The sequence below is a fragment of the Thalassolituus hydrocarboniclasticus genome (assembly GCF_025345565.1).
In the GTDB taxonomy this organism is placed as follows: domain Bacteria; phylum Pseudomonadota; class Gammaproteobacteria; order Pseudomonadales; family Oceanobacteraceae; genus Venatoribacter; species Venatoribacter hydrocarboniclasticus.
Map to the genome: position 1 here is coordinate 3,805,950 of NZ_CP054475.1, position 22,623 is coordinate 3,828,572.

A 22,623-nucleotide genomic window follows, 5' to 3' on the forward strand; every position below is an offset into this window, starting at 1 on the left:
GCTATGAGGCAGATACTTGTAGGAGTGGATCTTATCCACGACTGAATCAGAAGATTCTGTTTACCCTCAAATGATGTTGTGGGAGCAGCTACCGGTGGGAGCGGCTTTCAGCCGCGATGGCTGGCTTGTTTTGCAGCCGTTCGCCCTGAGTAGCGAGGCACGAGCGTGTCGAAGGGTTGCCCGCCGCTTACAACTCGCTACTACGCTCTGCGTGGTAGTGCCTGCCGCGATGTCGGTACTGCAAATGGTTGTGCTCTGAGCTGCAGCCGCTGCGCGGGCTGGCTTTTGCAGTTAAGTTGAAGCCTTTGCGGGGGCTCCGCCCCCTGCGCCCCTATGCAAGGAGAGGTATCTCCTTCCGATCCTCTCTTGCGGCTGTCCGGCGCTGTTCAGCCAACTGCAGCGATTATGCGGCACGCAAAACAATGATTACGGGCATCCATGCCCTTCACCCTTCGGGCCAGCCTACGGCTGTTGAAATGGCTCCTGCCATTTAGCCCGCCCCGGATCGACTATGTAAAACATCTATCCAAATGCATCGCTCCGGGGCAGGGTTTTGCTCTGAAGGCCGCAGAATCACTTGGTTGACTGGCGCCGTACAAATGCCGCGTTAATTCAGACGCAACGCCGCATATTAAATCAGGCACAGCACTGTAGGAGTGGATCTTATCCACGACTGAATCAGAAGATTCCGTTCCCCCGAAACAGCTCGCTACTACCGGTGGGAGCGGCTTTCAGCCGCGATGGCTGGCTTGTTTTGTGGCCGCTGCGTGGGCTCGGCTCGCTACTACGCTCTGCGTAGTAGTGCCTGCCGCGTTGTTGGTTCTGGAAGTAATTGTGCTCAGACTTGTAACCAGTTTTATCAATTATTGAACCCATCCCCAATCTTCAGTATTCTCGAACCAAAGCAGGGATGCAGCATATCGTAAGGACACACGCCCAACGACCGTCCTCCCGCTTACCATTCCGGATATAACACCACGTCATTCCTGCCTTGTGCTTACAGGAACGGGCGGCAGCGTGCCCGGAATGCAAGAGTCAATTGAACGATCTGACGACTGGTAAAGCACTGGGTAAAAGCACGCATGCGCGTTTATATCCTGACAAGAAATAAAATAACGATGATTTTTACGGCCCGGACAATGGGTTAGGTTGGAAATCTGAATAATGGCTTAGGCGTGTAAATGAGCATGCCTACGAATAAACCGTTAGATTTCAAAGAGGGAAAGGCACATGCCGATAAAATTTAGTTGGTCATGCCCTTACTGTAATAGGGATGCGACAATAACAGATTCGAACTTTACGTCTGAAGTTCATTTTTTTAATCATGATAATAAAGATGGATCGCTAGGAATTCTAACTGAGGTAATAACGTGCCCTAATGAAGACTGCAGAGAATATACGATCACAGGATCTCTTCACAATTCTTACAACAATGGATATGGCCATGTAATCCAAAATGAAATCTTAATGAACTGGTCAATGAAGCCGAGTTCATTGGCGAAGCAATTTCCAACCTATATACCGCAAGCAGTTATCGATAATTACGAAGAGGCTTGCTTAATAAGAGATCTAAGCCCAAAGGCATCGGCAACGTTGTCTAGACGGTGCCTTCAGGGAATCATCCGAGACTTTTGGGGTTGCAAAAAAGGTCGCCTGGTAGACGAGATTAATTCTATTCAGGACAAAGTAGATCCGATTACATGGCAGGCAATCGACTCGGTCAGAAGCATTGGCAATATTGGCGCACACATGGAAAAGGACATCAACTTAATTATTGATGTTGAGCCTGCAGAAGCGCAGCTTCTTATAGGCCTCATAGAAATATTAATTAAAGATTGGTATGTCGCTAAGCATGAAAGGCAAAAACACTTAGAAAGCATCATTGGCGTTGCCAAACAGAAAGCTGACGAAAAATCTAAAAATTCAATGCAGCCAACCGCTAAAGCGTCGGCTGATTGAGGCATTATGCACATAAGGATCTAGATGCGCACTTTCGGTGAAATAGATGGAGTTAGTCCAGGCGATCTCTTTGATAGTAGAGAATCTTTAGCTAAAGCTAATATTCATCCTCCTTTGGTTGCTGGAATAAGTGGCGGTAAAAACGAAGGAGCTGACTCTATAGTACTTTCTGGTGGGTATGAGGATGACGAAGATTTTGGTAGCGTTATCATTTATACAGGTGCTGGCGGCCAAAAAAATGGTAAACAAATTTCAGATCAAGAGCTAGATGGTGTAAATCTAGCTCTAGCAAAAAGTAAAATAGAAAACCTTCCAGTCCGAGTTACCCGTGGGCATAAACATAAACATGAATTAAGCCCCACAAAAGGTTACCGCTATGCAGGACTATATAATGTTGAAAGCTATTGGTATGAAACAGGAAAGTCTGGTTATAAAGTTTGGAGGTACAGGTTAATTGCTCAGGAGTCTTTACCTACTACTGATTACATAGTTAAAGAGCCAACTGGTGAGTATGATGCACCAGGTAGAAAGTCATCGACAGTTAATCGCATTGTAAGAAACTATCAAAAAGCTAAAAACGTGAAATCTTGGCATGATTATAAATGCCAAGTATGTGGAATAGCGATAGAAACTAGCGCAGGTTTTTATGCAGAAGCAGCCCATATAAAACCTTTAGGGGAACCACATAACGGGCCAGATATAGAAAGTAATCTATTGTGTTTATGTCCTAACCACCATGTTATGTTTGACAATGGCGGCTTTGCTATAAGTGACAAATTAGAGCTCATTGGTATTGAGGGTAAACTTAGAGTCGTAAAAAAACATCTCATTAATATAGAGTTTATTAAATACCATCGAGAGCATTACCTTAAAAATGCATAACAAGCCGCTCTAGCGTGACAATGAACTACGGTTGGTGTTCTTGTCGCAAGCTCCAGGTTTAACACCAACCAACATTGCTCCTAAGTGGAGCCTCATCCCCCCAACATCCCACCTACCGACAACCACAGCACCCGCACGATCAGCGCCAGCAATACAATCCAGGTCAGCAGGGTGCCGTAGTAACGGCCGAAGTGCATTCCGCCAGAGGCCTGATTAAATCCCCAGGCGTGCAAAACCCGCGACAGCAGAAAGCCGATGCCACATACATGCAGGAAGGCGGCGTAGGCGCCATTCAGTTCGGCCACCATCAGCAACAGTAAAACCGGTAATGCGGTTTCCAGCGCATTGGCCTGGGCACGCATAGCGACGGCGATGGTTTTTTCGCCACCGTCGAGCAGGCCGATTTTATGTTTCAGGCGAAGGCGCACGACCATATAAGCCAGTGCCAGCAGCAGTAAAGCGGTCAGAGCAATGTAAAAACCACTGATCAATAACATCGGTATACCCCGGTTCTTTGTGGCCATTATTTATTGTTGTCAGAACTCTTAAGCCTTGCTGCATTGGGCAAAGCTGTGGCTCATGCTAACCTGCTGCAATCAGTTACGGCAATCATTCCCGGCGATCAGTCTCTGCAAGCGCCGGCAGGAGTTTTCGGTGTTGGTTAAATCTGTCTTTCCTATTCTTTTGCGGCTGCCGCTGGTTCTGCTCTTACTGGGGCCGGCTTTAGCCAGCAATCATGCACACGCTTTTGAATTTTCCGGCCATGCACAGGTATGCGAAATGGCGTATCAGCTGGTCACGCCTGAAACCCGCCACTGGATTGACCAACAGGTAAAAGCCGGGGGGGAGAAGAGCTTCGCCCATGCCTGTTCATGGGCCGATGAAGTGCGCGACGAGCGCAAATTCCGCCATACCAAACCCTGGCATTATATTAATGTGCCGCGTACGGCGACGTCAGTCCGCGCCGATGATTGTGGTGATAAGGGCTGTGTGGTGCAGGCCATTACCGATATGCGGCAACGCCTGAGTAAAAGTAAAGACGACTGGCAGGCGCTGTTTTTTCTCGCGCATTTTATGGCGGATGTGCATCAGCCAATGCATGTCAGCTTTGCCGATGACCGTGGTGGCAATAAAGCCGCTGTGCGTTTCAAGGGCGATAAAACCAACCTGCATCAGTTGTGGGATGGTGATCTGCTCGGAAAATTCTCTTATAAAAAACAAAGCGCGCTGGCATTAAAGCAAATTTCCGCACAGCAGCTCAGCGACTGGTCAGCTGGCCAGCCACTCGCCTTTGCCAATGAGTCGTTCACCATCACACGCGAAATTTATCGCCATTATCAGCAGGCAGCGCAAAAGCCGGTGGTAATTGATGATGCCTATATCCGCCAGTTCCGTCCGCAGTTACAGCAGCGGTTGCAGCAGGCGGCGGTACGTCTGGCAGAAGCCCTGAACGGGGTTACCCTTTCCGGCCAGAAGAGTGCACTCTCCACAAAACCGCCAATGGATAATTGACAGATTTATGCAGAGGGTTTTTAGTGGCTTCCGGACAACGGTTCCGCAAACACACTCTGCATAAATAAGGATATTACGATGAAACCTGCAATTTATATCTCTGCTCTGCTGCCGGTAATCGCTGCAGCTCTGGCTCCTGCTGCTCAGGCCAGCAGTGGCGACCGCACCGTATGCAGCCACGGCAACCTGACCCGGATTATTGAAGTTAAATACACCGGCGAAGGCACTATCCCGTGCGAGGTACACTACACCAAAGACAGCGGCTCTCAGGTGCTGTGGAGCGCACAGACCGAAGGTGGCTACTGCGAGCAGAAAGCCGCTGAGTTTGTCGAAAAGCAGCGCGGCTGGGGTTGGGAATGTGAAACAACGGTAGCGGCGACTGAAACCCCTACGACTGAAACCCCTGCTGCTGAAAACACTGCGGCAGTCAGCGCAGATGAATCTGATGCCGGTGAGTTAACAGCTGATGAAGTTCAGGCCGAAGACACTCAGCCAGACAACATGCAAACAGAAGAAACTGCGGCAACTGCAGAGTAATTCTGCTTCGCCCGGAGCCAGCTCCGGGCATTTGCTTTTCTGTGTTATTACATTTGCCTGATACCGCCACTGTCTTTCTGCCCCTACCTGACGTTCTCCTGCTTTCCGCGTATTTTTCCTGCCCTGCTCCTTTCAGGCCGAACTGGCCCTGATTGTGGTACGCCCACCAAAGCCCCACCGATATACTGCGCACAAAATAATAAAAAGGATCTTCCATGCTGCGCGTACGTTCTGTCCGTCAACTGCTGCTGTGCTGTGCATTAATGCTGAGCCCATTCATGGCTTCTGCCATGTCTTCTTCCGGCAATACATCCGGTTATACCCAGACCCGTCACCCGATCATGCTGGTGCAGGGCATTCTGGCTTTCGACAATATTGCCGGTGTTGATTATTGGTACAAAATTGGTACGAAATTACAGGAAGGCGGCGCCAAGGTTTATGTCGCCCATATTAATGCCTTTAATAATTCCATCGACCGTGGCGAGCAGCTGATTCATGAAATGGAAACCCTGAAGGTGCTGCATCCGGGAATTGAAAAATTCAATCTGATTGCTCACAGCCAGGGTGGTCTGACTGCGCGTTATGTAATGTCGGTACGTCCGGATCTGGTGGCCTCGGTTACCACCGTTGGTTCACCCCATCAGGGAGCGCCGATTGCCGATTTACTGAATGGTGTTTTTGCCGATGACACGTTGCTGGGTAACCTGTTTGAAGTGGTGGGCAACGCCGCTGGCAGTCTGATCGATTTACTCTCTGGTGATGATGTTCCGGCAGGCGATGTGCGCTCATTAACCACTGAATTTACCAGCGCAGGCGCTGCGGCGTTTAATCAGAATTTTCCCGCCGGTCTGCCACAGACACACTGCGGAGAAGGTCCTCAGCAGGTCAATATTAATGGTAACAACATCCGCCTGTATTCCTGGGGTGGCGATGCCAACCTGACCAATATCCTCGACCCGCTGGATTATTTGTTTGCCACCACCGGCTTACTGTTCGGCAGCGCAGGTAATGATGGTATTACTGGTCGTTGCAGCAACCACTTTGGTAAAGTGCTGCGTGACAATTATCCGCTGAACCATGCCGACCTGATTAATCAGGTACTGGGCTTGCGCGGTTTAACCGCAACGGATCCACTCAGTATTTACCGCAGCCATGCTAATCGACTAAAGAATGCCGGTCTTTAATATTCCACTTACCATACTTGTGCCAGTGCTGCTGTTTGCACTGGCTTGCTTTCTGCTCGCGCCTGACAGCCTGACAGAAAGCAGCACAACTCCAGCCCCAGCCACACACGAAGCAGACGATACAAAAAAAGCGGCAAAAGACGGTACGGAGCAGCCACCTGACAAGGATGCACTCCCGGCGTCTCTGTCGGGCACGGAACACGGTGTAACTCTCAGTGCACAACAGCAGCAACTGGTGGTACACAGCAGCCTGCGTGATTTATTCGATTATTATCTCAGCACGCTGGGTGAACGCGATAATCTCTGGATTGATACTCAGGTACGTGCAGCCCTTGCCAGGCAATTAAGCGGCCAGCCGCTGGCACAGGCGGAACATATCTGGCAGCAATATCTCAGCTACCGCGAGCAGCTGGCATTACTGCCTGCAGCCGCAGAAGATGCATCAACCTACCAGCGCCTGCAGTATTATTTTGACAGCCGTATTGCCCTGCAGGATCAGATATTCGGCCATGCCGTTGCGGCAGCATTATTTGCCTTTGACCGTGAGCAGGATGCGCTGGCGCTGCAACAGTTGCAGCACAAGGAACAACAAGATGCTTCGGCAGCCAACGGCACTGAGCAGACATTATTAAACGCCGGCTATCAGCAATCGTGGGCTACGCGTCAGTACCAGCAGGAAAATGCAAAAACACAGCAATTACTGGCCATTGAACAAAACACATATGATCCGGCCCAGCGCTTTGCACAACGCGCCGCCATTGCCGGAGAACAGCAGGCGGTACAACTGGCCGCACTGGATCAGCAGCGCAATCAGTGGCAACAACAGTTAACCGCATTTCAGCAGCAGGTGCAGACAATAAAACAGCTGCAATTAAGCGCCGATGAAGAACAGAAACAAATAGACCTGCAATTGCAGCAGGCCTTTCCGCCAGAACAACACTTGCGCGTTAAAGCACTCAGCGGGCTGCTGTAACAGCCCGCAGACCCGAAGCTTATAACTGCGGCTGCGCGCGCTTCATAATGCTGTAGCAATCGATGCCGGTTTCCAGCGTGCCATAGTTAAAGGCACCGTTACGGGCAATGCGTGATCGTACAAAAGCATCGGCAATATTCGCCTCTCCTTTCTGAATCAGCACACTGGCCTGCAGAGCAACGGCGAGCTTATCGACCACGGTGCGCGAGCGATATTCAAGCGTTGATACATCAGCAAACTCTTCTTTTAATGCCAGTAAAAACTGGTCATAAGCCGGGTACTGCCCCATGGCTTTTTTCAGCTCATTAAAGAAGGCATCCACCACCACTGGTTCTTTGCTCATGGCACGCAACACATCCAGACACTGTACGTTGCCCGAGCCTTCCCAGATCGCATTCACCGGCGCTTCACGGTAAACCCGCGGCAGAATATTATCTTCGACATAACCAACGCCGCCAATGCACTCCATTGCTTCATAAGCAAAATGCGGAGCACGTTTGCAGATCCAGTATTTCCCCACTGCCGTTGCTAAACGGGCAAATAAATTTTCGTGCTCATCGTCCAGATGATCCAGTGCATAACCTACGCGCATGGTCATTGCCAGCGCCGCTTCGCTTTCCAGTGCCAGGTCCGCCAGTACGTTCTGCATTAATGGCTGTTCATGCAGATTATTACCAAAAGCAGAACGGCCGGCGGTGTGATGAATAGCCTGTGCCAGCGCGGCACGCATCAGCGATGCCGAACCCACCATGCAGTCAAAGCGGGTCATGGAAACCATCTCAATAATAGTGCGTACACCGCGGCCTTCATCACCAATCATCCAGGCAAAAGCACCGCGGAATTCCACTTCAGAAGAGGCGTTGGAAATATTGCCCAGCTTGTCTTTTAAGCGCTGCACATACACCTGGTTTTTACTGCCATCCGGACGCCAGCGAGGTAATAAAAAGCAGGATAAACCGCTGTCGGTATGGGCCAGCACTAAAAAGGCATCGCACATCGGCGCCGAGCAGAACCACTTATGGCCAACAATTTCGTACTCACCGCCATTACCGCCGTTACCATTCAGCGGATAAGCACGGGTAGTGTTGGCACGTACATCGGAGCCGCCCTGCTTTTCCGTCATCGCCATGCCGATGGTCAGACCCTGCTTTTCAAAATAGGGAACGTTGCGCTCGTCATATACCGGTGCCAGAATTTTCGGCGCCCATTCTTTGGCAATTTCCGGGCTGTGACGCAACGCCGGAATAACCGCAAAGGTCATGGTCAGCGGGCAACCGGAACCGGCATCGGCCTGGTTGTGCATATACTCCATACCGGCACGGGCAATATGCGCACCGGCCTGCGGATTCGTCCACGGCAGGGAGTGCACTCCGGCTTCAATGGCGGTGCGCATTAACTGATGATACGCCGGATGAAACTTAGCCAGATCCACACGATTACCGAAGCGGTCATGGGGATAAAACTTCGGTTTATTTTCGTTGGCCTGAAAACCCGCCTCAATTAAATCGCCACCACAACGCTCACCATAAGCGCTCAGCTTATCGGCGGCCCAATCACCACCAAATGCCTTTACCCAATACTGCAGCGCAATATCACTGGTGTAGGTATTAAAATTTTCCAGAGCGGTTGGCTGGTTAAAAACCGGATGGGTTTCTGCCTGGGACTTATGTTGCTGATATTCTGTGCTGGCGTTAGCGGCACTGGTTACGGCATCGGTAATTTGTGGATTAACGATCTGGTTCATAACTGATTTCCTCGGCAAGAGCATTGGCTTCAGCACTGCCCAGTGCGCGCAGACTGAGCGCGCAAAGCTGCTGAATTAATTGTTGTTGTTCGTTATGGGTCATAGCGGCACGGGTTGCCGCCACAGGTAATTCGTTCACGCTGGTCGTTTTTGCCTGACCGGGAAACAAAGGGCCGATTAGCGCTTCGCTTAACAGACCGACCAGAGCCGCAGCACTGATGGCGGCGTCCTGCGCGGTAAATTCACCACTGGCGATGCCGTCGCGGATCAGGTCTTCAAAAATATCGGCATAGGCCATGCGATAGCGCAGACGCTCCTGCTCCACGCGTGGATCAACCGGTTCGGCAATTAAGGCATAGGCCAGCTGCGGTCCCTGCAACGCACGCCGGGCAAACACCGCCACCGCCCGCGCCAGACGCAGGGCATAAGCATCGGCCACATTACGGCTCTCGCTGGCCGCAGCCACCTGCGCCACTTCGTGTTCGGTGGCATAGCGGAAGACTTCCGCCACCAGCTCCGGTTTATTCGGGAAATGGCGGTAAATCGTACCCGCCGCGACACCGGAGCGCTCCGCCACCGCCGCCGCCGTCGCTGCAGCAAAGCCCTGTTCAGCAACTAAATCGCGCGCCGCATGCAGCAGGCGCTGGCGGGTGTTCGCCTTACGGGCACGGGTGTGTTCGGTTTCGCGGTAAGCCATAACGCCGGTTCCGGGTTCGCCTTGTGAGTTTGAATCAAACAAGTGAATCACTATTCACTTGTTTGATCAAGGGCGATTTTTGTACAGCCGCTGAGCCTGTATTGGCTGTACCGGGCTGCCACAGAAGCTTCATCGCTTGTTCACGCCGATGTCATGCCAGACACCAATATTGGTCTAGTCCAAAAACCAACAACAATGAAGGAGACCACTATGTTTAACCGAGGCAATCAAAGACTCAGCCGGCTGCTTACCGCCGTAATCTGCATCAGCACCGGCAGCGCCGCCCTGGCCGCCAGCAAACCACCCGTCGTCACTGATCCGCAACTGCCACCGGCAAGCGGCAGCGCGCCACGGGTACTGCTGCTGGGTATCGACGGCGTACAACTGGAAGAACTGCAGCAGATCAGCACGCCCAACTTCAACCGCCTGCAGGTGCGTAAAGCCTATACCGGCGGTGTTGATGGCGAAGCCAGCCAGCAGAAAACCTCCAGCGGGCCGGGCTGGTCGACCATTCTGACCGGCGTATGGGCGAACAAACATCAGATCACCGCCAACGATTCTGATCTGGCAAACCCGGAGTTTCCTTCACTGTTTAAACGTCTGCGCGATGCCCGCCCGCAAGCGAAGATCGCCAGTGTCATGAACTGGGGCACGCCCAATACCACCTATTTCCGCAATGAAGTCAGCGGCAACGACATCACCCTGAATGGCCTGAGCGACAGCGCCGTTACCAGTAAAGGCATCGAATTAATTGCGCAGGATTTCGATCTGGTTTTCCTGCATCTGGACGAGCCGGATCACGCAGGCCACAGCAGCTGTTTTGGCCCGGCTTACGATACCGCGTTGCGCGGTGTGGATGCGCAACTCGGTCAGCTTTTGGATGCTGTTGAGCAAAGCAGCAGCGATTGGCTGGTACTGGTTACCACCGACCACGGTCGTGAACCGGTACTGGGTTGCAACCACGGCAGCCAGACCCGTCAGGAAAAAACCATTTTTATTGCCAGCAATAAAACCCTGAACAGCGAATTCAGCCAGTACACCAGCGATATCAGCAACGGCGATTTTTCCGCTATTTATGGTAATCCGGCACAAACCAGTATTGCCCCGACGGTACTGCGCTATTTAGGTGTGGAGCCACAAATCAGCTGGCAACTGGATGGCCTGCCATTAGTCGCTGCCGAAGGTGTGCGTAAACTATTACCCGGCGGTGGCAGTAACGATTTCAGTTGGTATGCCGACAGCAGCGCTGAAGTGGAAATTTTCCGTAACGGCACAGCGCTGACCCAGGTTGATGCCCTGCAGCGTGGCTTTGCCGATAACGCCGATGTGCGCGGCATCGTCGATTACACACTGGTGCAGAACAACACCCCGGTGTCACTGCGTCTGAATAAAGTGGATATTGATGCTGCCGTCGACTGGAGCCTGAGCCGCGCCTATTTTTTCCGCGATGACAGCCGCTATGTGCGCTATAACAAAACCGCCGACCAGTCTGACAGTGGCTACCCGGCCGATACCAATAACAGCAGCTGGCCGGGTCTGGGTGATTATGCCGGTTTAATTACCGCCGCCTTCAGCAAAGACAGCAGCCGCAGTTATTATTTTTTATCCGATGGCCGTTATATCCGTTACAACAACAGCAGCGATCAGGCCGATGCCGGTTATCCGAAAAATATCGATGACAACAGCTGGCCGGGACTGGGCGCGCACGCCACGCAAATTACCGCAGCGCTGCGCTGGACTGGCGATAAGGTGTATTTTTTCCTGAAAAACGGTACCTATCTGCGTTACGACTTAGGCGATGACCGGGTAGACAGCGGTTATCCGAAAAATATCGATGACAACAACTGGCCGGGACTGGGTGCTTATGCGCAGGATATTACCGCCGCGGTAAAATGGAGCGACAGCCGTGCGTATTTCTTCCTCAGCAACCAGCGTTATATCCGTTACTCCATCAGCAGCGACAGCGCCGACAGTGGCTATCCGGCGAAGGTTAATGGCGGCACCTGGCCGGGGCTGATGAATCCGTAATACTCAGAATAATATTTAACGGCAATAAAAAACGGGCAGAATTTCTGCCCGTTTTTTATGCTGAATTATTTAAATATCCCAGAACAGCAACAGAATTGTCAGCGTTGCTGCGCCCACCAGAATATTCATCGGAATACCCACGCGCAGAAAATCGCGGAATTTATAACCGCCCGGGCCGTACACCATCAGGTTGGTCTGATAGCCCAATGGTGTGGCGAAGCTGGCCGAGGCCGCCATCATAATCACCAGAATAAAAGGCTCATGGGCGACACCGGCTTTATCGGTCATTTCCAGCACGATGGGCAGCATTAATACCGCCGCGGCATTATTGGTGATCACCTCGGTGAGAATGGAAACCACCACATAGGTAAGAATCAGCATCAGCCACGGGCGGTAATCACTGAGCTGCACAATATTTTCCGCCAGGTAGGCGGCCACACCGGTTTTCTGCAGCGCGGCGCCTAAGGCAAAAGACGCGGCAATGGTAATGACCACGGTTAAATCGACGCTGCGCTCGGCCTGCTCCAGCGTTAAACAGCCGGTTGCCAGCATTAAACCGGCGCCGATTAATGCCGCATTTAACATCGAAATCCAGCCCAGTCCCGCCGCCAGAACAACCACCGTCAGAATACCCCAGGACAACCAGGCACGGTTATGGCGCGGGGTTTCTTTGCCCAGATCGTTAATTAACAGAAAGTCTTTATTAAAACGCTGACGACTGACAAAGGCCGGGCGCGCTTCCAGCAATAAGGTATCACCGGCCTGCAGTTTAATGGCGCGCAGATTACCCGGAATCCGCTCGCCGTTACGCGCTACCGCCAGCACCACCGCACCGTAACGGTCACGGAAACGGGCATCGCGGATCGCCTGGCCAATGGCGGCACAATGGGGTGACACCACCGCCTCAACCAGGCAGCGCTCCGGCCGCGCCTGACTCAGCGCCAGCTCACCGGCCATGGCCGAAGGCACAATGCCGTTAATGCGCAGCAATTCTGAAATGGCCTGGGTATCACCGGCGAACACCAGACGATCGCCGCCCTGCAGCCGCTCTTCGGAGGATACTGCGGTCAGCACCGTGGCGCCGCGTTCAATCTCCACCAGATAGACCCGCTCGAGATCGCGCAGGCCGGCTTCCAGCACGGTTTTGCCAACCAATGGACCATCGCTGGCGACCGACACTTCGAGGGTAAATTCGCGCAGGTTTTCAAAACCTTCGCCACTGCGGCGCTGCGGTAACATGCGCGGAAAAAACAGCCACATAAACAGGCCGCCGATAATGGCGACCGGCAGACCAATGGCGGTGATAGAAAACAGCGAAAAGCCTTCACCACCGGTCAGCGACTGGTACTGACCATTCACAATCAGATTGGTGCTGGTGCCGATCAGGGTCAGGGTGCCGCCAAGAATGGCGCTGTAGCTGAGCGGAATCATCAGCTTGGAAGCGTTAATGCCAATCTTCTGCGACCAGCTGTTAATCGCCGGAATCATGGTCGCCACCACCGGCGTGTTATTGAGAAAACCACTGAGCAGCATCACCGGCGCAAAGATGCGCAGCAGCGCCGAACGCAGGGTCAGCGGCCGGCCGAGTAAGCGGTTGACCAGAATGTCGATACCACCGGAGGCATGAATACCCGCCGCCACCACAAACATGGCCGCCACGGTGATCAGACCGCTGTTACTGAAACCCGCCAGCGCCTCACCACTGCTTAATACACCGCTGACGCTGAGCAGGGTTAACGCTGCCATCATCGCCAGATGCGGCCGTACCGAAGTAAAAATAAGCGTCAGCAGCACCGCTGCGGTCAGTGTGAGAGAAAACCAGCCTTGCCAGTCCACGGCATGCTCCGGATAACATAAGGTGATGCATATTAACCGGAGTAACCAGAACCCGAAGGAATATTAAGTAATTTAAAGGTAACTAAATTGCATAAGATAACCTGCCGGGCTGCAGCCACTAAGCCAGCCGTCAGCCCAGTCGTGGCTCGGGCAGCGGCAGCAACTCGGCGGTCGCCAGCGCGCGTGCCTGCTCTTCACTCAGGCCAAGCGCGCGCAGCACCAGTTCGGCGCAGTCGCTGCCGGCATCACGCCAGGTGCGCAGACCTTCGCGTACCAGATAAATCGCGCCCAGCACCGAGCTGGCGATCATAGTCACCACCGCCGACAGCTGATCGACCCGTATGCGGTACTGGCCACACTGAATACCATCCATCAGCACCTGTACCGGCGCACCGGCACCCAGACGGCGCAAGGCCGCACTGCTGAAGCCAAAACGGCTGATAAAGTTACCCCAGGCCGGTTCTTCGTGGGCGCGGCGCACATACAGACGGATCGCGGTCGCCAGCTTGGCCGCAGGATCATTCTGCTGGCGGAAGCTGCTGACAATACGCTGGTTCATATCTGTTGCCAGAGTCACCGCCACTTCTTCGAACAGCCCCTGAATAGAATCAACGTGATTGTAAACCGTGCCACGGGCAACGCCGGCAATATCCGCCAGCTCGCGTACCGTAACCTGAGTTGCGCCCTTTTCGGCAAACAACTGCAGTGCAGCGTTGTAGATACGGCGCTGGGCGGTGGTTAAACCCGGTTGCAACATCATCGGCTCCTGAACACAGTACAAACAAAGACAGACCCCGGCGGCAAAGCTGCCCGGAGAATTCGGTTTTGGTATGCAGGATGGTTTTATCGACACCCTCTCAGTCTGCGGCAGGAGGGTTTAGAAGCCGGAAGGAACCGGCAAAGAAGGTGCGATTGTACCACAAGCGGGCTGATCGCCTGAACGGGGAAAACGGGGCTCAGAGCCGACAATCGGCGTGTTTGGCTGGAACGGGCTGTTGCAGCCGGGAGCTAATAGCCTCATCTGGCTCCCACGCTCTGCGTGGTAGTCCGGGCTGGCACAGTTACATTCCCACGCGGAGCGCAGGAACGAGAAATTCCCACGCGGAGCGTAGGAACGAGAAATCTGAGATAGGAACGAGAACGCTCTCATCTGGCTCCCACGCTCTGCGTGGTAGTCCTTGCTGGCACAGTTACATTCCCACGCGGAGCGCAGGAACGAGAAAAAGATAGGAACGAGAAATCTGAGACAGGAACAAGAAAGGAGGGCCGAATCCGGCCCTAATTCAGAACAACCGGCACTTCCAGAATAGCCGCCATAGTACGCACCAGATCCAGCTCTATCGGACGCTGCTGGCCATCGCTGTTAATGCACACCTGCATGGCTTTCACCAACCGGCCTTTAATGTGCGGGTAGGCTTCGGTCAGTTTGGCCAGCGCCTGATTCAGTGGTTTTAAGCTGTTGCTGCGCGGCTGCAGTGCCAGACCATTAAACCCGGCGGCGCTGACCGCAGCGTTAAAGGCCTCAGCCGCAGCCTCGGCGGTGTCATGGCCGAAGTGCGCCAGAGTCGACAGCACAATGGCCAGCTCGTTGTTCAGCACATCGGCTTTCGCGTGTTTGGCGGCGATGGGCTGTACCGGTTCAAACTGCGGATTCAGATACTGCAGCACCAGCCGGTACAGGCACCATTCGAATATGTCGATCTCGCCATCGGCTTTGGCCAGTTGCACCAATGTCTGGCGGAAGTCCTGATACTGACTGGCCGACAGTTGCTTCAGTGCCGGCATCGACAGCTCCACCAGCGGCAGGCGTTCGGCCGGGTTCAGTCCTTTCAGCAGCGGCAGAATACGCAGTGTCTGCTGGTAAAAATCCATACCCTGCTGAGTGCGGATCATATCCAGCTGTTGCTCATGCACAAAGCGTGAAGGCTCTGCCATTAACAGCGCAAACACCAGCGCGCGGGCGCTGTAGGCATCGCGCGCAGCATCCTGCAGGCGTGGCAGATTCTGTGCGCTGTCGGCGACCGCGGCTGTTGGTTCAGGCGCAGCAGACTGCTGTGCACCAGCGCCACTGTGGGCCATGCTGACGCCCGCTATTCCTGCGGCAATGCCTCTGGCCAGTGCTTCCTGACTGAGACCGGCGCCGGCAGTCTGGCTGGCAACTTCCGGGGCTTCGTGCTCAGCGGCATCGCGGGTCTGCGGCGGCAGATAACGGCCATCCCAGCGCGGATCGACCCGGCGGATACGTTCTTCCAGCGGTGGATGGGTGGCAAACCAGCTCACCCGGAACGGCAGCGCCTGACCAAAAAACAGGTGCGCGGTTTCTTCCCGCTCGGGGCTGCTGATTTCGGAACCGGCGCCATAGCCGATCACTTTTAACGCGCCGCCGATACTGTCCGGATTACGGGTAAACTGCACCGCCGAGGCATCGGCCAGAAATTCACGCTGACGCGATACTGCGGCCTTAATCAGATTGCCGAAAAAGACACCGCTGTAGCCGATCACCACCAGCCCCAGCCCCAGACCAAGCAAGGCCGCGCCGCTGTTGTCTTTGCTGTTACGGCTGCGGTAACGCATGCTGCGTGAGGATGATTCGAGCAGAAAGCGGCCGATCAGACCGATAAACAGAATGCCGAACAGTACTGCCATCAGGCGGATGTTCAGGCGCATATCACCGTTAAAAATATGGCTGAACTCGTGCGCCAGTACGCCCTGAAGCTGGTCGCGGCTGAGCTGTGTCATACAACCGCGGGTAACGCCAATCACCGCATCGGAAGGCTGATAACCGGCGGCAAAGGCGTTGATGCTGGCATCGTCGAGCACATACACCGGCGGCACCGGCATACCCGAAGCGATGGCCATTTCTTCCACCACATTCAGCAGGCGGCGTTCGTAGAAATCTTTGCTGTTGGGCAGCAATAAGCGTCCGCCCAGCGATTCCGCCACTTTACGTCCGCCACCGCGCAGCATCAGCCATTTCACCAGACTGGCGGCGACGATCACCGCGATCACGCCGGCGGAAATCAGCAGCCACTGCTCAACATTCATATAAGCAAACAGACCGGGCTGCTGCGGCAGACCGGTTGACGGGTCAAAGGCCAGTTCGGTCACATCGGTGTAGGTGCCGACAATCTGGGTATCGGTTACCCACAACAACGCGCTGACCAGCATATTCAGCAGCACAATCAGGCAGATCACGGCACCGGCAAACAACAGCACCAGCTGTTTGCTGCGCTTACGCGCCTGATCCTGATGGGAGAAAAAATCCATGATGAATCCCGGATGGAAAGCCGCGACTGCCAGCAACGTGGCAGCCGCTCAGCGATGTCAGAAGCTGACTTTAGGAGCGCTCTGAATCTGCGCGCTGTCTTCAAATTCCAGCAGTGTGGCATTGGCCGGATGGCCGAATTTTGCGGCCAGAACCACTGGCGGGAATGACTGACGGTAGGTGTTGTAGGCGGTTACCGCATCGTTAAATGCCTGACGGGCAAAGGTCACTTTGTTTTCGGTGCTGGTCAGTTCTTCCGACACCTGCATCATGTTCTGGTTGGCTTTTAAATCCGGGTAGGCTTCCATCACCACATTCAGACGACCCAGCGCTCCGGCCAGAGCACCTTCGGCACCGGCCAGCTGTTTCATGGCATCGGCGGCACCCGGGTTACCCGCTGCCGCTTTTAAACCTGCCGCCGCGGCATTACGGGCAGTCACAACGGCTTCCAGAGTTTCGCTTTCGTGCTTCAGATAGGCTTTGGCGGTTTCGACCAGATTAGGGATCAGGTCATAGCGGCGCTTCAGTTGTACTTCGATCTGGGCGAAGCCATTTTCATAGCGGTTTTTCAGCGTCACCAGGGTGTTGTAGATATTGATGGCATAGACCACCAACAGCGCCAATACGACCAGAATCACGATGGTTGAAGTCGACATAAATATTCCTTGTAGGTTTTCCGTTGTTTTCTGCGCGGGCTGCGTTCAGCGGTTCCAGCTGCCGGTCGCACTCTGATAGTACTGACCTGCGGAGGCGGCTTTCTGCGTCAGTTTGTCACCGGCGATTTTTTCGATATTGGCCAGCGTGGTGTTCTGCTTGGCAGCAATTTCCTGATACTTGGCTTTGCGCTGCTGGTTGATTTCCACCACCAGAGCGGCGGCTTCGCTGTTACCGCTGGCCACCAGCCCTAAGTAACCGTTGGTCTGTTCACCGACCAGCCCCATCTGTTTGGCGCCATCGAGGTCCAGTGCCCAGCTGCTGAGCGATACCAGCAAAGCGGCGGTAAATAATGCGATTTTTTTCATAGCTAATTCCTTCTCCGTCGGTTTCGGCTCAGAACAGTCCGTCTTCTTCTTCGAACAGGTTTTCCAGTTCTTTCTCAACCTTCACCCGCACTTCATGTTCAATCTTCACGTTCAGATTAATGGTGATGGGTTTTTCCGGCGCTGCCACTTTTAACGTGCAGGCACTGAGGGGCGCCAGCAGCAACAGTGCCAGCAGCGTGTTTTTCGCCAGCAGGATTATTTTCATACACTCGATCCTTGGTGAGGGAGCTGATTCAGCGGTTACTCTATCTGCCTGTCAGGCCAATGCAAAGCCTGACGGGCCGTGATTGTTCATGCTATTTCTTCTTGCGGATACCGTAAGTCGCCTGCGCTTTGGCCTTTGCCTTGGCTTTGGCCCGTTGCTTACGCGGATTACCGCGTCGCTCCAGACCTTCATCAAAGCTGGGTTCAAACCCGGTCAGCCAGATCATCGGCAGCGGCCGTTTGATCAGCGCTTCGATATCGGCGAGCAGATTTTCTTCGTCCCGCGCCACCAGACTGATGGCATGACCATCGTTGCCTGCGCGTCCGGTACGGCCGATACGGTGCACGTAATCTTCGGCATTAAACGGCAGTTCAAAGTTCACCACATGGCTTAAGGCAACGATATCGATACCGCGCGCGGCTACGTCGGTGGCAATTAAGGCGCGGATTTTACCTTCGCGGAAGTCGTCCAGCGCCCGCTGACGCGCGCCCTGACTCTTATCGCCATGCAGGGCATCGGCTTTGATACCGTCCAGCGCCAGTTCTTTTACCAGTGCATCGGCGCCTTGTTTGGTACGCACGAACACCAGCACCTGCTGCCAGTTGCCGGAGCCGATCAGAAACGCCAGCGCCGCCGCTTTTTTGCCTTTATCCAACTGATACAGGGTCTGCTGAATGGCATCGACGGTGCTGTTCTGTGGCGTGACTTCCACCAGCAGCGGATCGTTGAGCATACCGTACGCCAGATCCTTTACCGTTTTGGGAAAAGTGGCGGAGAAAAACAGCGTCTGCCGCTCTTTTGGCAGGGCGCGCAGAATGGCGAAGATTTCATCACTGAAACCCAGATCAAGCATACGGTCGGCTTCATCCAGCACCAGCGTGCTGACCGCATCCAGCGTCAGTGCTTCCTGACGCAGCAGATCCAGCAACCGCCCTGGCGTGGCCACCAGAATCTCCAGCCCCTGAGCCAGCGCATCAATCTGTACCTTCAGGCTGACGCCACCATAGGCCACACCGGTACGCAGGCGCGTGCCCTGACTGTAGCGCACGCTGCTGTCGGCTACCTGCTGCGCCAGCTCACGGGTCGGGGCAATCACCAGCAGGCGGGGCTGCTTAGCGGCTGCGGGTTCCTGTGCCAGTAAACGCTGGATCTGCGGTAACAGAAAGGCGGCGGTTTTACCGGTACCGGTCTGCGCTCCGGCCAGCACATCGCGCCCGGCCAGCACCGCAGGAATCGCGCCCTGCTGCACCGCCGTTGGCTGTGCATAACCCAGAGCGGCAAGGGTAGAAAGAAGCGGGTCAGTAATACCCAGATCGGCGAACGCCATGGTGAAATTCTCAGGCCAGAAAAGCCCGCATTGTAGCATGAGCAACCCTGCGCTATGGCCTGTCTCGGCTATAGTCAGAACATGCCTGTTCAGCGGAAAAGCCTGTGCCCCATTTCCTGTTTATCCGTCTTTTACCGCCGTTAGTGCTGTCGCTGTTGTTGTCACTGCTGCTAACGGTAACGCTCCGCAGCCATGCCGACACCATCCGCATGGCGGTCGGCCTGGCGCTGCCACCTTATGTGATCGCCACAGAAAACCGGGGAATGGAGCTGGACATAGTGCGCGAAGCGCTGGCCCTCGGTGGACACCAGCTGTTACCGGTTTATGTGCCCTTTGCCCGGGTTCCGGACAGTTTTAAGCTGGGCCATGCCGATGCTGCGATGACGGTTACCGAAGCTGCGGGTCTGGCCGCGTTTTATTCGGATGAGCATATCGAATACCGCAATACCGTGGTGGCACTGGCAGAACGTGGGCTGACAATCACGGCCTTCAGTGATTTGCTGGATTATTCTTTGCTCGCTTTTCAGAACGCCAGCCATTATCTGCCCGCGGCTTATCAGACGATGGCGGCACACCATCAGGACTACCGTGAAATAGCCCAGCAGAACATTCAGGTTGCCATGCTGTTCAGCGGGCGCATCGATGCCATCGTGCTGGATATCAATATCTTTAATTACTACCGCCGCCAGGAAAGGAAAATCGATGTCAGTGCGGAGGTGCAGTTTTTTATGCTGTTCCCGCCCACGCATTACAAGATCGCCTTTGCCCGGCAATCATGGCGTGATGACTTTAACCGTGGCCTGCAACAACTGCGCAGCAGTGGCCGCTACCAGCAAATTCTCGACGCTTATCTGCGCCCGGAAGGCGTCAGTGTCAGCCCTGATACTGCGCCAGTGCCGCAGTAACCTTCTGCACGTAGTTGCGTGTTTCTTCGTATTTAAGCCGCGTGCGCAAATGGGCGTATACCTGCTTCGGGCTCATGGCATTAATGCGCCGCGCCGCCTCTTTAACCGAGGTGTTGCCACTGAAAGCGCGGGCAACGTTACCGGCCCCGGTGTTGTATGCGGCAATCACGCAATAAAGGCGGCTTTGCGGATCGGTAATGGCACTCAGATACTGGCGGTCGAGAATATGCAGATACGCACAGCCTAACTCGATGTTGGTCTGTGGTTTAAACAGCTCGGCACCGGTGAGCAGGCGCTCTTTGCCATACACCTTTTTCGTCGCATCGCGCCCGGCACTGCCCGGCACAATCTGCATCAGACCAAAGGCCGGTACATGGCTCTGCGCCATCGGGTTAAACGCCGACTCGGTCTGCATAATGGCCATGACCAGAGCCGGAGATACCTGCCATTTAGCAGAAGCCGTCTGCACCAGCGGCAGGAAATTCTGTGCCCGTGCCGGTAATGCACCGGCCTGCAGCGGAATGGTGACGGTAATCACCTTACCTTTGCTGGTGTTCTGCTGTTGCTGTTTGGCCTGACGCAGCAGGGCATCGATATCTTCCTGACGGATACCACTGACCCCCTGCGAACTCGACGGCGGCTGACTGCCGGCCACTTTGTTGAGCAGCGGGTCCTGCTGATACGACTGGCGGATACTGGCCTGCACCACCTTTTCGAATTCGGCGCGGATGCGCGCTTCACTCAGCCGGGCCGCGTCTTCACCGGTAAACGACAGGCGGACTTCGTTGTGCTCAAAGTCCACCACACGGCGGGTCTGCAGGCGGTTATCGTATTCCACCCAGACCTTCTTGTCGGACAGCTCCGGGCGGCTCCAGACCCGCCCAAGGCGGTTCTGATAATCTTTGTAGGCCGCCAGATAAGCCTGACGGTACTGCAGCCATTCCTGCTGAATCGATGCCGCACCTTCCCGCTGCAGGCGCTGATAGCGCTCAAACCCTGTCTCGGCACGCACGCCCACAGGCAGCAGCAAACCGGTACAAAGAGACATACTGAAGGCAAGCAGATCACGGCGTTTCATGGGTTTTCCTTTAACTTTCCTGAAGCGGGACACAGCAGAGCGACTACAGGGTAGTGCATCTGCCGGCGCAAACGAAGTATGACCGTTTTTTGCGCTGGATCGTTTTTCCGTCAGGCAATCGGAGTTTTAATTTAAACCCCTACAAAATGCCGCTATAATCCCCGCGATTTCAATAACGGTAAGCCGTGAAACCACAGTGTTCGCGCCTTGACTGAAGAATTTATTACCCCCAGGTGCTGCTACCTAGCTGGTAACAGGCCCTATAAGAGGACTCTTCCGTGAAACAACTGAAAGCACTGATCCTGGCTGCTGCCACTCTGCTGATGGCCCAAGCCCACGCTGCAACTGACGCCCAGAACGACAAAATCGCTGAACGCATCAAGCCGGTTGGCACGGTATGCGTTGGCGCTGAGTGTGGTGGCGCGGCGGTTGCTCCGGCAGAACCTCGCTCTGGCAAAGAAGTGTATCAAAGCGCTTGTACCGCCTGTCACGGTATGGGTGTACTGGGCGCGCCAAAAACTGGCGATACTGCTGCCTGGGATGCCCGTCTGGCGAAAGGAATGGATGCCACACTGAAAAACGCCCTGAATGGTCTGAACGCCATGCCGCCTAAAGGCAATTGCATGAACTGTTCTGATGACGAAATCCTGGCTGCGATCAAGTTTATGTCAGGACGTTAATACGTCAGAACGTAAAAAGCCGCATCCAACGATGCGGCTTTTTTTTTTGCCTTCAGGCAATGAAAAACCAGCGTTTAACAGCTGCCAGCCAGCAGCATTAATAAACGGTTATTCAGCCATAGCGCATATCCATCGCCTCCGGAAAACCACAGAATTTGCACAAAATGTGCGCTTTTCGTGATTTTTTTCGTAAAAATTTTTTGCTCCCTCTGGCGGAAATCTGAACCTCGGCTATATGTTATGCGAAATAAATTTTCCTCTTCACTTCCCTCAGTAGCGGAGATCAAAACATGGCTGAAGAAGAACTGGATATGCAGGACGAAAACATGGAAGACGATGACGAACTGGAAGCGTCTGCCGATGATGACAGCAGCGACGATTCTGACTCGGATTCCGATAATAACGATAACGAAGATCTGGCCGCAGCGGCTGCCAGCGCACACTCCTCTCTGGCGGCACGCAATAAAGTGCGCGAATCCATGGCGGCCGAAATAGAGGCATTCCTCGCCCGCGGTGGTCAGATTCAGCAGGTTGACGATAACGTCATGGCCGATCCCCCACGCAAACCACAATCCAGCTACGGCAGTCGTCCGATCTGAACGGAGCGCCTGTCCGCCACTGGCATTAGGCCGGCGCTGTCAGCCACTGACGGAGCCGGTCTGCCACTTACGGGCCAGATTGTGCAGACCGGCCACTATTTACCGCGTTTTACTCACACCTCCGTTTTTTTAGCTGTTATGCTCCACCCAATTTCAGGCAGGAAGCCAG

At 54.2% G+C, this 22,623-nt stretch carries 21 protein-coding genes; 10 read left to right on the forward strand and 11 right to left on the reverse strand.

What is annotated here, in order from left to right; translation table 11 throughout:
• Nucleotides 1-1,467: 1,467 nt before the first annotated feature.
• Both HUF19_RS17070 and HUF19_RS17075 read left to right on the forward strand, forming a co-directional pair.
• Entirely contained in the window at nt 1,468-1,959 is a 492-nt protein-coding gene (locus HUF19_RS17070) for a DUF4145 domain-containing protein (protein WP_260997717.1), read from the forward strand.
• Nucleotides 1,960-1,983: 24 nt separating this feature from the next.
• Complete coding sequence (locus HUF19_RS17075) at nt 1,984-2,841, forward strand: YDG/SRA domain-containing protein (protein WP_260997718.1); 858 nt, start codon at nt 1,984-1,986, stop codon at nt 2,839-2,841.
• 92 nt (nt 2,842-2,933) lie between these two features.
• Here HUF19_RS17075 and HUF19_RS17080 read toward each other — a convergent pair whose 3' ends face one another.
• Nucleotides 2,934-3,338: an MAPEG family protein gene (locus HUF19_RS17080; protein ID WP_260997719.1), complete on the reverse strand. Its 405-nt coding sequence runs from the start codon at nt 3,336-3,338 to the stop codon at nt 2,934-2,936.
• A 157-nt stretch (nt 3,339-3,495) separates the two neighbouring features.
• Here HUF19_RS17080 and HUF19_RS17085 point away from each other — a divergent pair, with 157 nt between their 5' ends.
• From HUF19_RS17085 to HUF19_RS17100, 4 genes are all read left to right on the forward strand, one after another.
• Nucleotides 3,496-4,353: a S1/P1 nuclease gene (locus tag HUF19_RS17085; protein WP_260997720.1), complete on the forward strand. Its 858-nt coding sequence runs from the start codon at nt 3,496-3,498 to the stop codon at nt 4,351-4,353.
• Between the two features lie 78 nt (nt 4,354-4,431).
• Nucleotides 4,432-4,890, forward strand: coding sequence for a hypothetical protein (locus HUF19_RS17090; protein WP_260997721.1), 459 nt, complete (start codon nt 4,432-4,434; stop codon nt 4,888-4,890).
• Between the two features lie 215 nt (nt 4,891-5,105).
• Nucleotides 5,106-6,074, forward strand: a complete 969-nt coding sequence (locus tag HUF19_RS17095; RefSeq protein WP_260997722.1) for a lipase family alpha/beta hydrolase — start codon at nt 5,106-5,108, stop codon at nt 6,072-6,074.
• A 235-nt stretch (nt 6,075-6,309) separates the two neighbouring features.
• Nucleotides 6,310-7,047: a lipase secretion chaperone gene (locus HUF19_RS17100; protein WP_260997723.1), complete on the forward strand. Its 738-nt coding sequence runs from the start codon at nt 6,310-6,312 to the stop codon at nt 7,045-7,047.
• A 19-nt stretch (nt 7,048-7,066) separates the two neighbouring features.
• Here HUF19_RS17100 and HUF19_RS17105 read toward each other — a convergent pair whose 3' ends face one another.
• Together HUF19_RS17105 and HUF19_RS17110 are read right to left on the reverse strand one after the other, a co-directional pair.
• The gene (locus tag HUF19_RS17105; protein ID WP_260997724.1) at nt 7,067-8,791 is read right to left on the reverse strand and encodes an acyl-CoA dehydrogenase family protein; all 1,725 of its coding nucleotides are present in this window, start codon (nt 8,789-8,791) and stop codon (nt 7,067-7,069) included.
• Nucleotides 8,775-9,488, reverse strand: a complete 714-nt coding sequence (locus HUF19_RS17110; protein WP_260997725.1) for a TetR/AcrR family transcriptional regulator — start codon at nt 9,486-9,488, stop codon at nt 8,775-8,777. The genes HUF19_RS17105 and HUF19_RS17110 overlap by 17 nt, the downstream gene beginning before the upstream one ends.
• 210 nt (nt 9,489-9,698) lie before the next feature.
• Here HUF19_RS17110 and HUF19_RS17115 point away from each other — a divergent pair, with 210 nt between their 5' ends.
• Nucleotides 9,699-11,516 (forward strand): hemopexin repeat-containing protein, encoded by a 1,818-nt coding sequence (locus HUF19_RS17115; RefSeq protein ID WP_260997726.1) that lies wholly within the window; start codon nt 9,699-9,701, stop codon nt 11,514-11,516.
• 69 nt (nt 11,517-11,585) lie between these two features.
• On the opposite strand, the gene HUF19_RS17120 is transcribed toward HUF19_RS17115, so the two are convergent.
• The 7 genes from HUF19_RS17120 to HUF19_RS17150 form a co-directional block, all read right to left on the reverse strand.
• Nucleotides 11,586-13,352: an SLC13 family permease gene (locus tag HUF19_RS17120; RefSeq protein WP_260997727.1), complete on the reverse strand. Its 1,767-nt coding sequence runs from the start codon at nt 13,350-13,352 to the stop codon at nt 11,586-11,588.
• Nucleotides 13,353-13,482: 130 nt separating this feature from the next.
• Nucleotides 13,483-14,112 carry a TetR/AcrR family transcriptional regulator gene (locus HUF19_RS17125; RefSeq protein WP_260997728.1) on the reverse strand — a complete coding sequence of 210 codons (630 nt, stop codon included), beginning with the start codon at nt 14,110-14,112 and terminating at the stop codon, nt 13,483-13,485.
• A gap of 518 nt (nt 14,113-14,630) precedes the next feature.
• Complete coding sequence (locus HUF19_RS17130; protein WP_260997729.1) at nt 14,631-16,619, reverse strand: M48 family metallopeptidase; 1,989 nt, start codon at nt 16,617-16,619, stop codon at nt 14,631-14,633.
• A 57-nt stretch (nt 16,620-16,676) separates the two neighbouring features.
• A complete protein-coding gene (locus HUF19_RS17135; protein ID WP_260997730.1) occupies nt 16,677-17,273 on the reverse strand; it encodes a LemA family protein in 597 nt (198 codons plus the stop codon).
• Between the two features lie 45 nt (nt 17,274-17,318).
• Complete coding sequence (locus tag HUF19_RS17140) at nt 17,319-17,639, reverse strand: YdbL family probable chaperone protein (protein WP_260997731.1); 321 nt, start codon at nt 17,637-17,639, stop codon at nt 17,319-17,321.
• Nucleotides 17,640-17,667: 28 nt separating this feature from the next.
• On the reverse strand, nt 17,668-17,865 hold the full coding sequence (locus tag HUF19_RS17145; RefSeq protein ID WP_260997732.1) for a YnbE family lipoprotein: 198 nt from the start codon (nt 17,863-17,865) through the stop codon (nt 17,668-17,670).
• Nucleotides 17,866-17,956: 91 nt separating this feature from the next.
• The gene (locus HUF19_RS17150; RefSeq protein ID WP_260997733.1) at nt 17,957-19,192 is read right to left on the reverse strand and encodes a DEAD/DEAH box helicase; all 1,236 of its coding nucleotides are present in this window, start codon (nt 19,190-19,192) and stop codon (nt 17,957-17,959) included.
• A 104-nt stretch (nt 19,193-19,296) separates the two neighbouring features.
• Between HUF19_RS17150 and HUF19_RS17155 the strand changes: the two genes are divergently transcribed.
• Complete coding sequence (locus tag HUF19_RS17155) at nt 19,297-20,097, forward strand: substrate-binding periplasmic protein (protein WP_260997734.1); 801 nt, start codon at nt 19,297-19,299, stop codon at nt 20,095-20,097.
• On the opposite strand, the gene HUF19_RS17160 is transcribed toward HUF19_RS17155, so the two are convergent.
• Nucleotides 20,066-21,175 (reverse strand): transglycosylase SLT domain-containing protein, encoded by a 1,110-nt coding sequence (locus HUF19_RS17160; protein ID WP_260997735.1) that lies wholly within the window; start codon nt 21,173-21,175, stop codon nt 20,066-20,068. The two genes, HUF19_RS17155 and HUF19_RS17160, sit on opposite strands and share 32 nt — an antisense overlap.
• 278 nt (nt 21,176-21,453) lie before the next feature.
• Here HUF19_RS17160 and HUF19_RS17165 point away from each other — a divergent pair, with 278 nt between their 5' ends.
• Nucleotides 21,454-21,855: a c-type cytochrome gene (locus HUF19_RS17165; protein WP_260997736.1), complete on the forward strand. Its 402-nt coding sequence runs from the start codon at nt 21,454-21,456 to the stop codon at nt 21,853-21,855.
• A gap of 290 nt (nt 21,856-22,145) precedes the next feature.
• Nucleotides 22,146-22,454 (forward strand): hypothetical protein, encoded by a 309-nt coding sequence (locus HUF19_RS17170; protein ID WP_260997737.1) that lies wholly within the window; start codon nt 22,146-22,148, stop codon nt 22,452-22,454.
• The last annotated feature ends 169 nt before the right edge of the window (nt 22,455-22,623 follow it).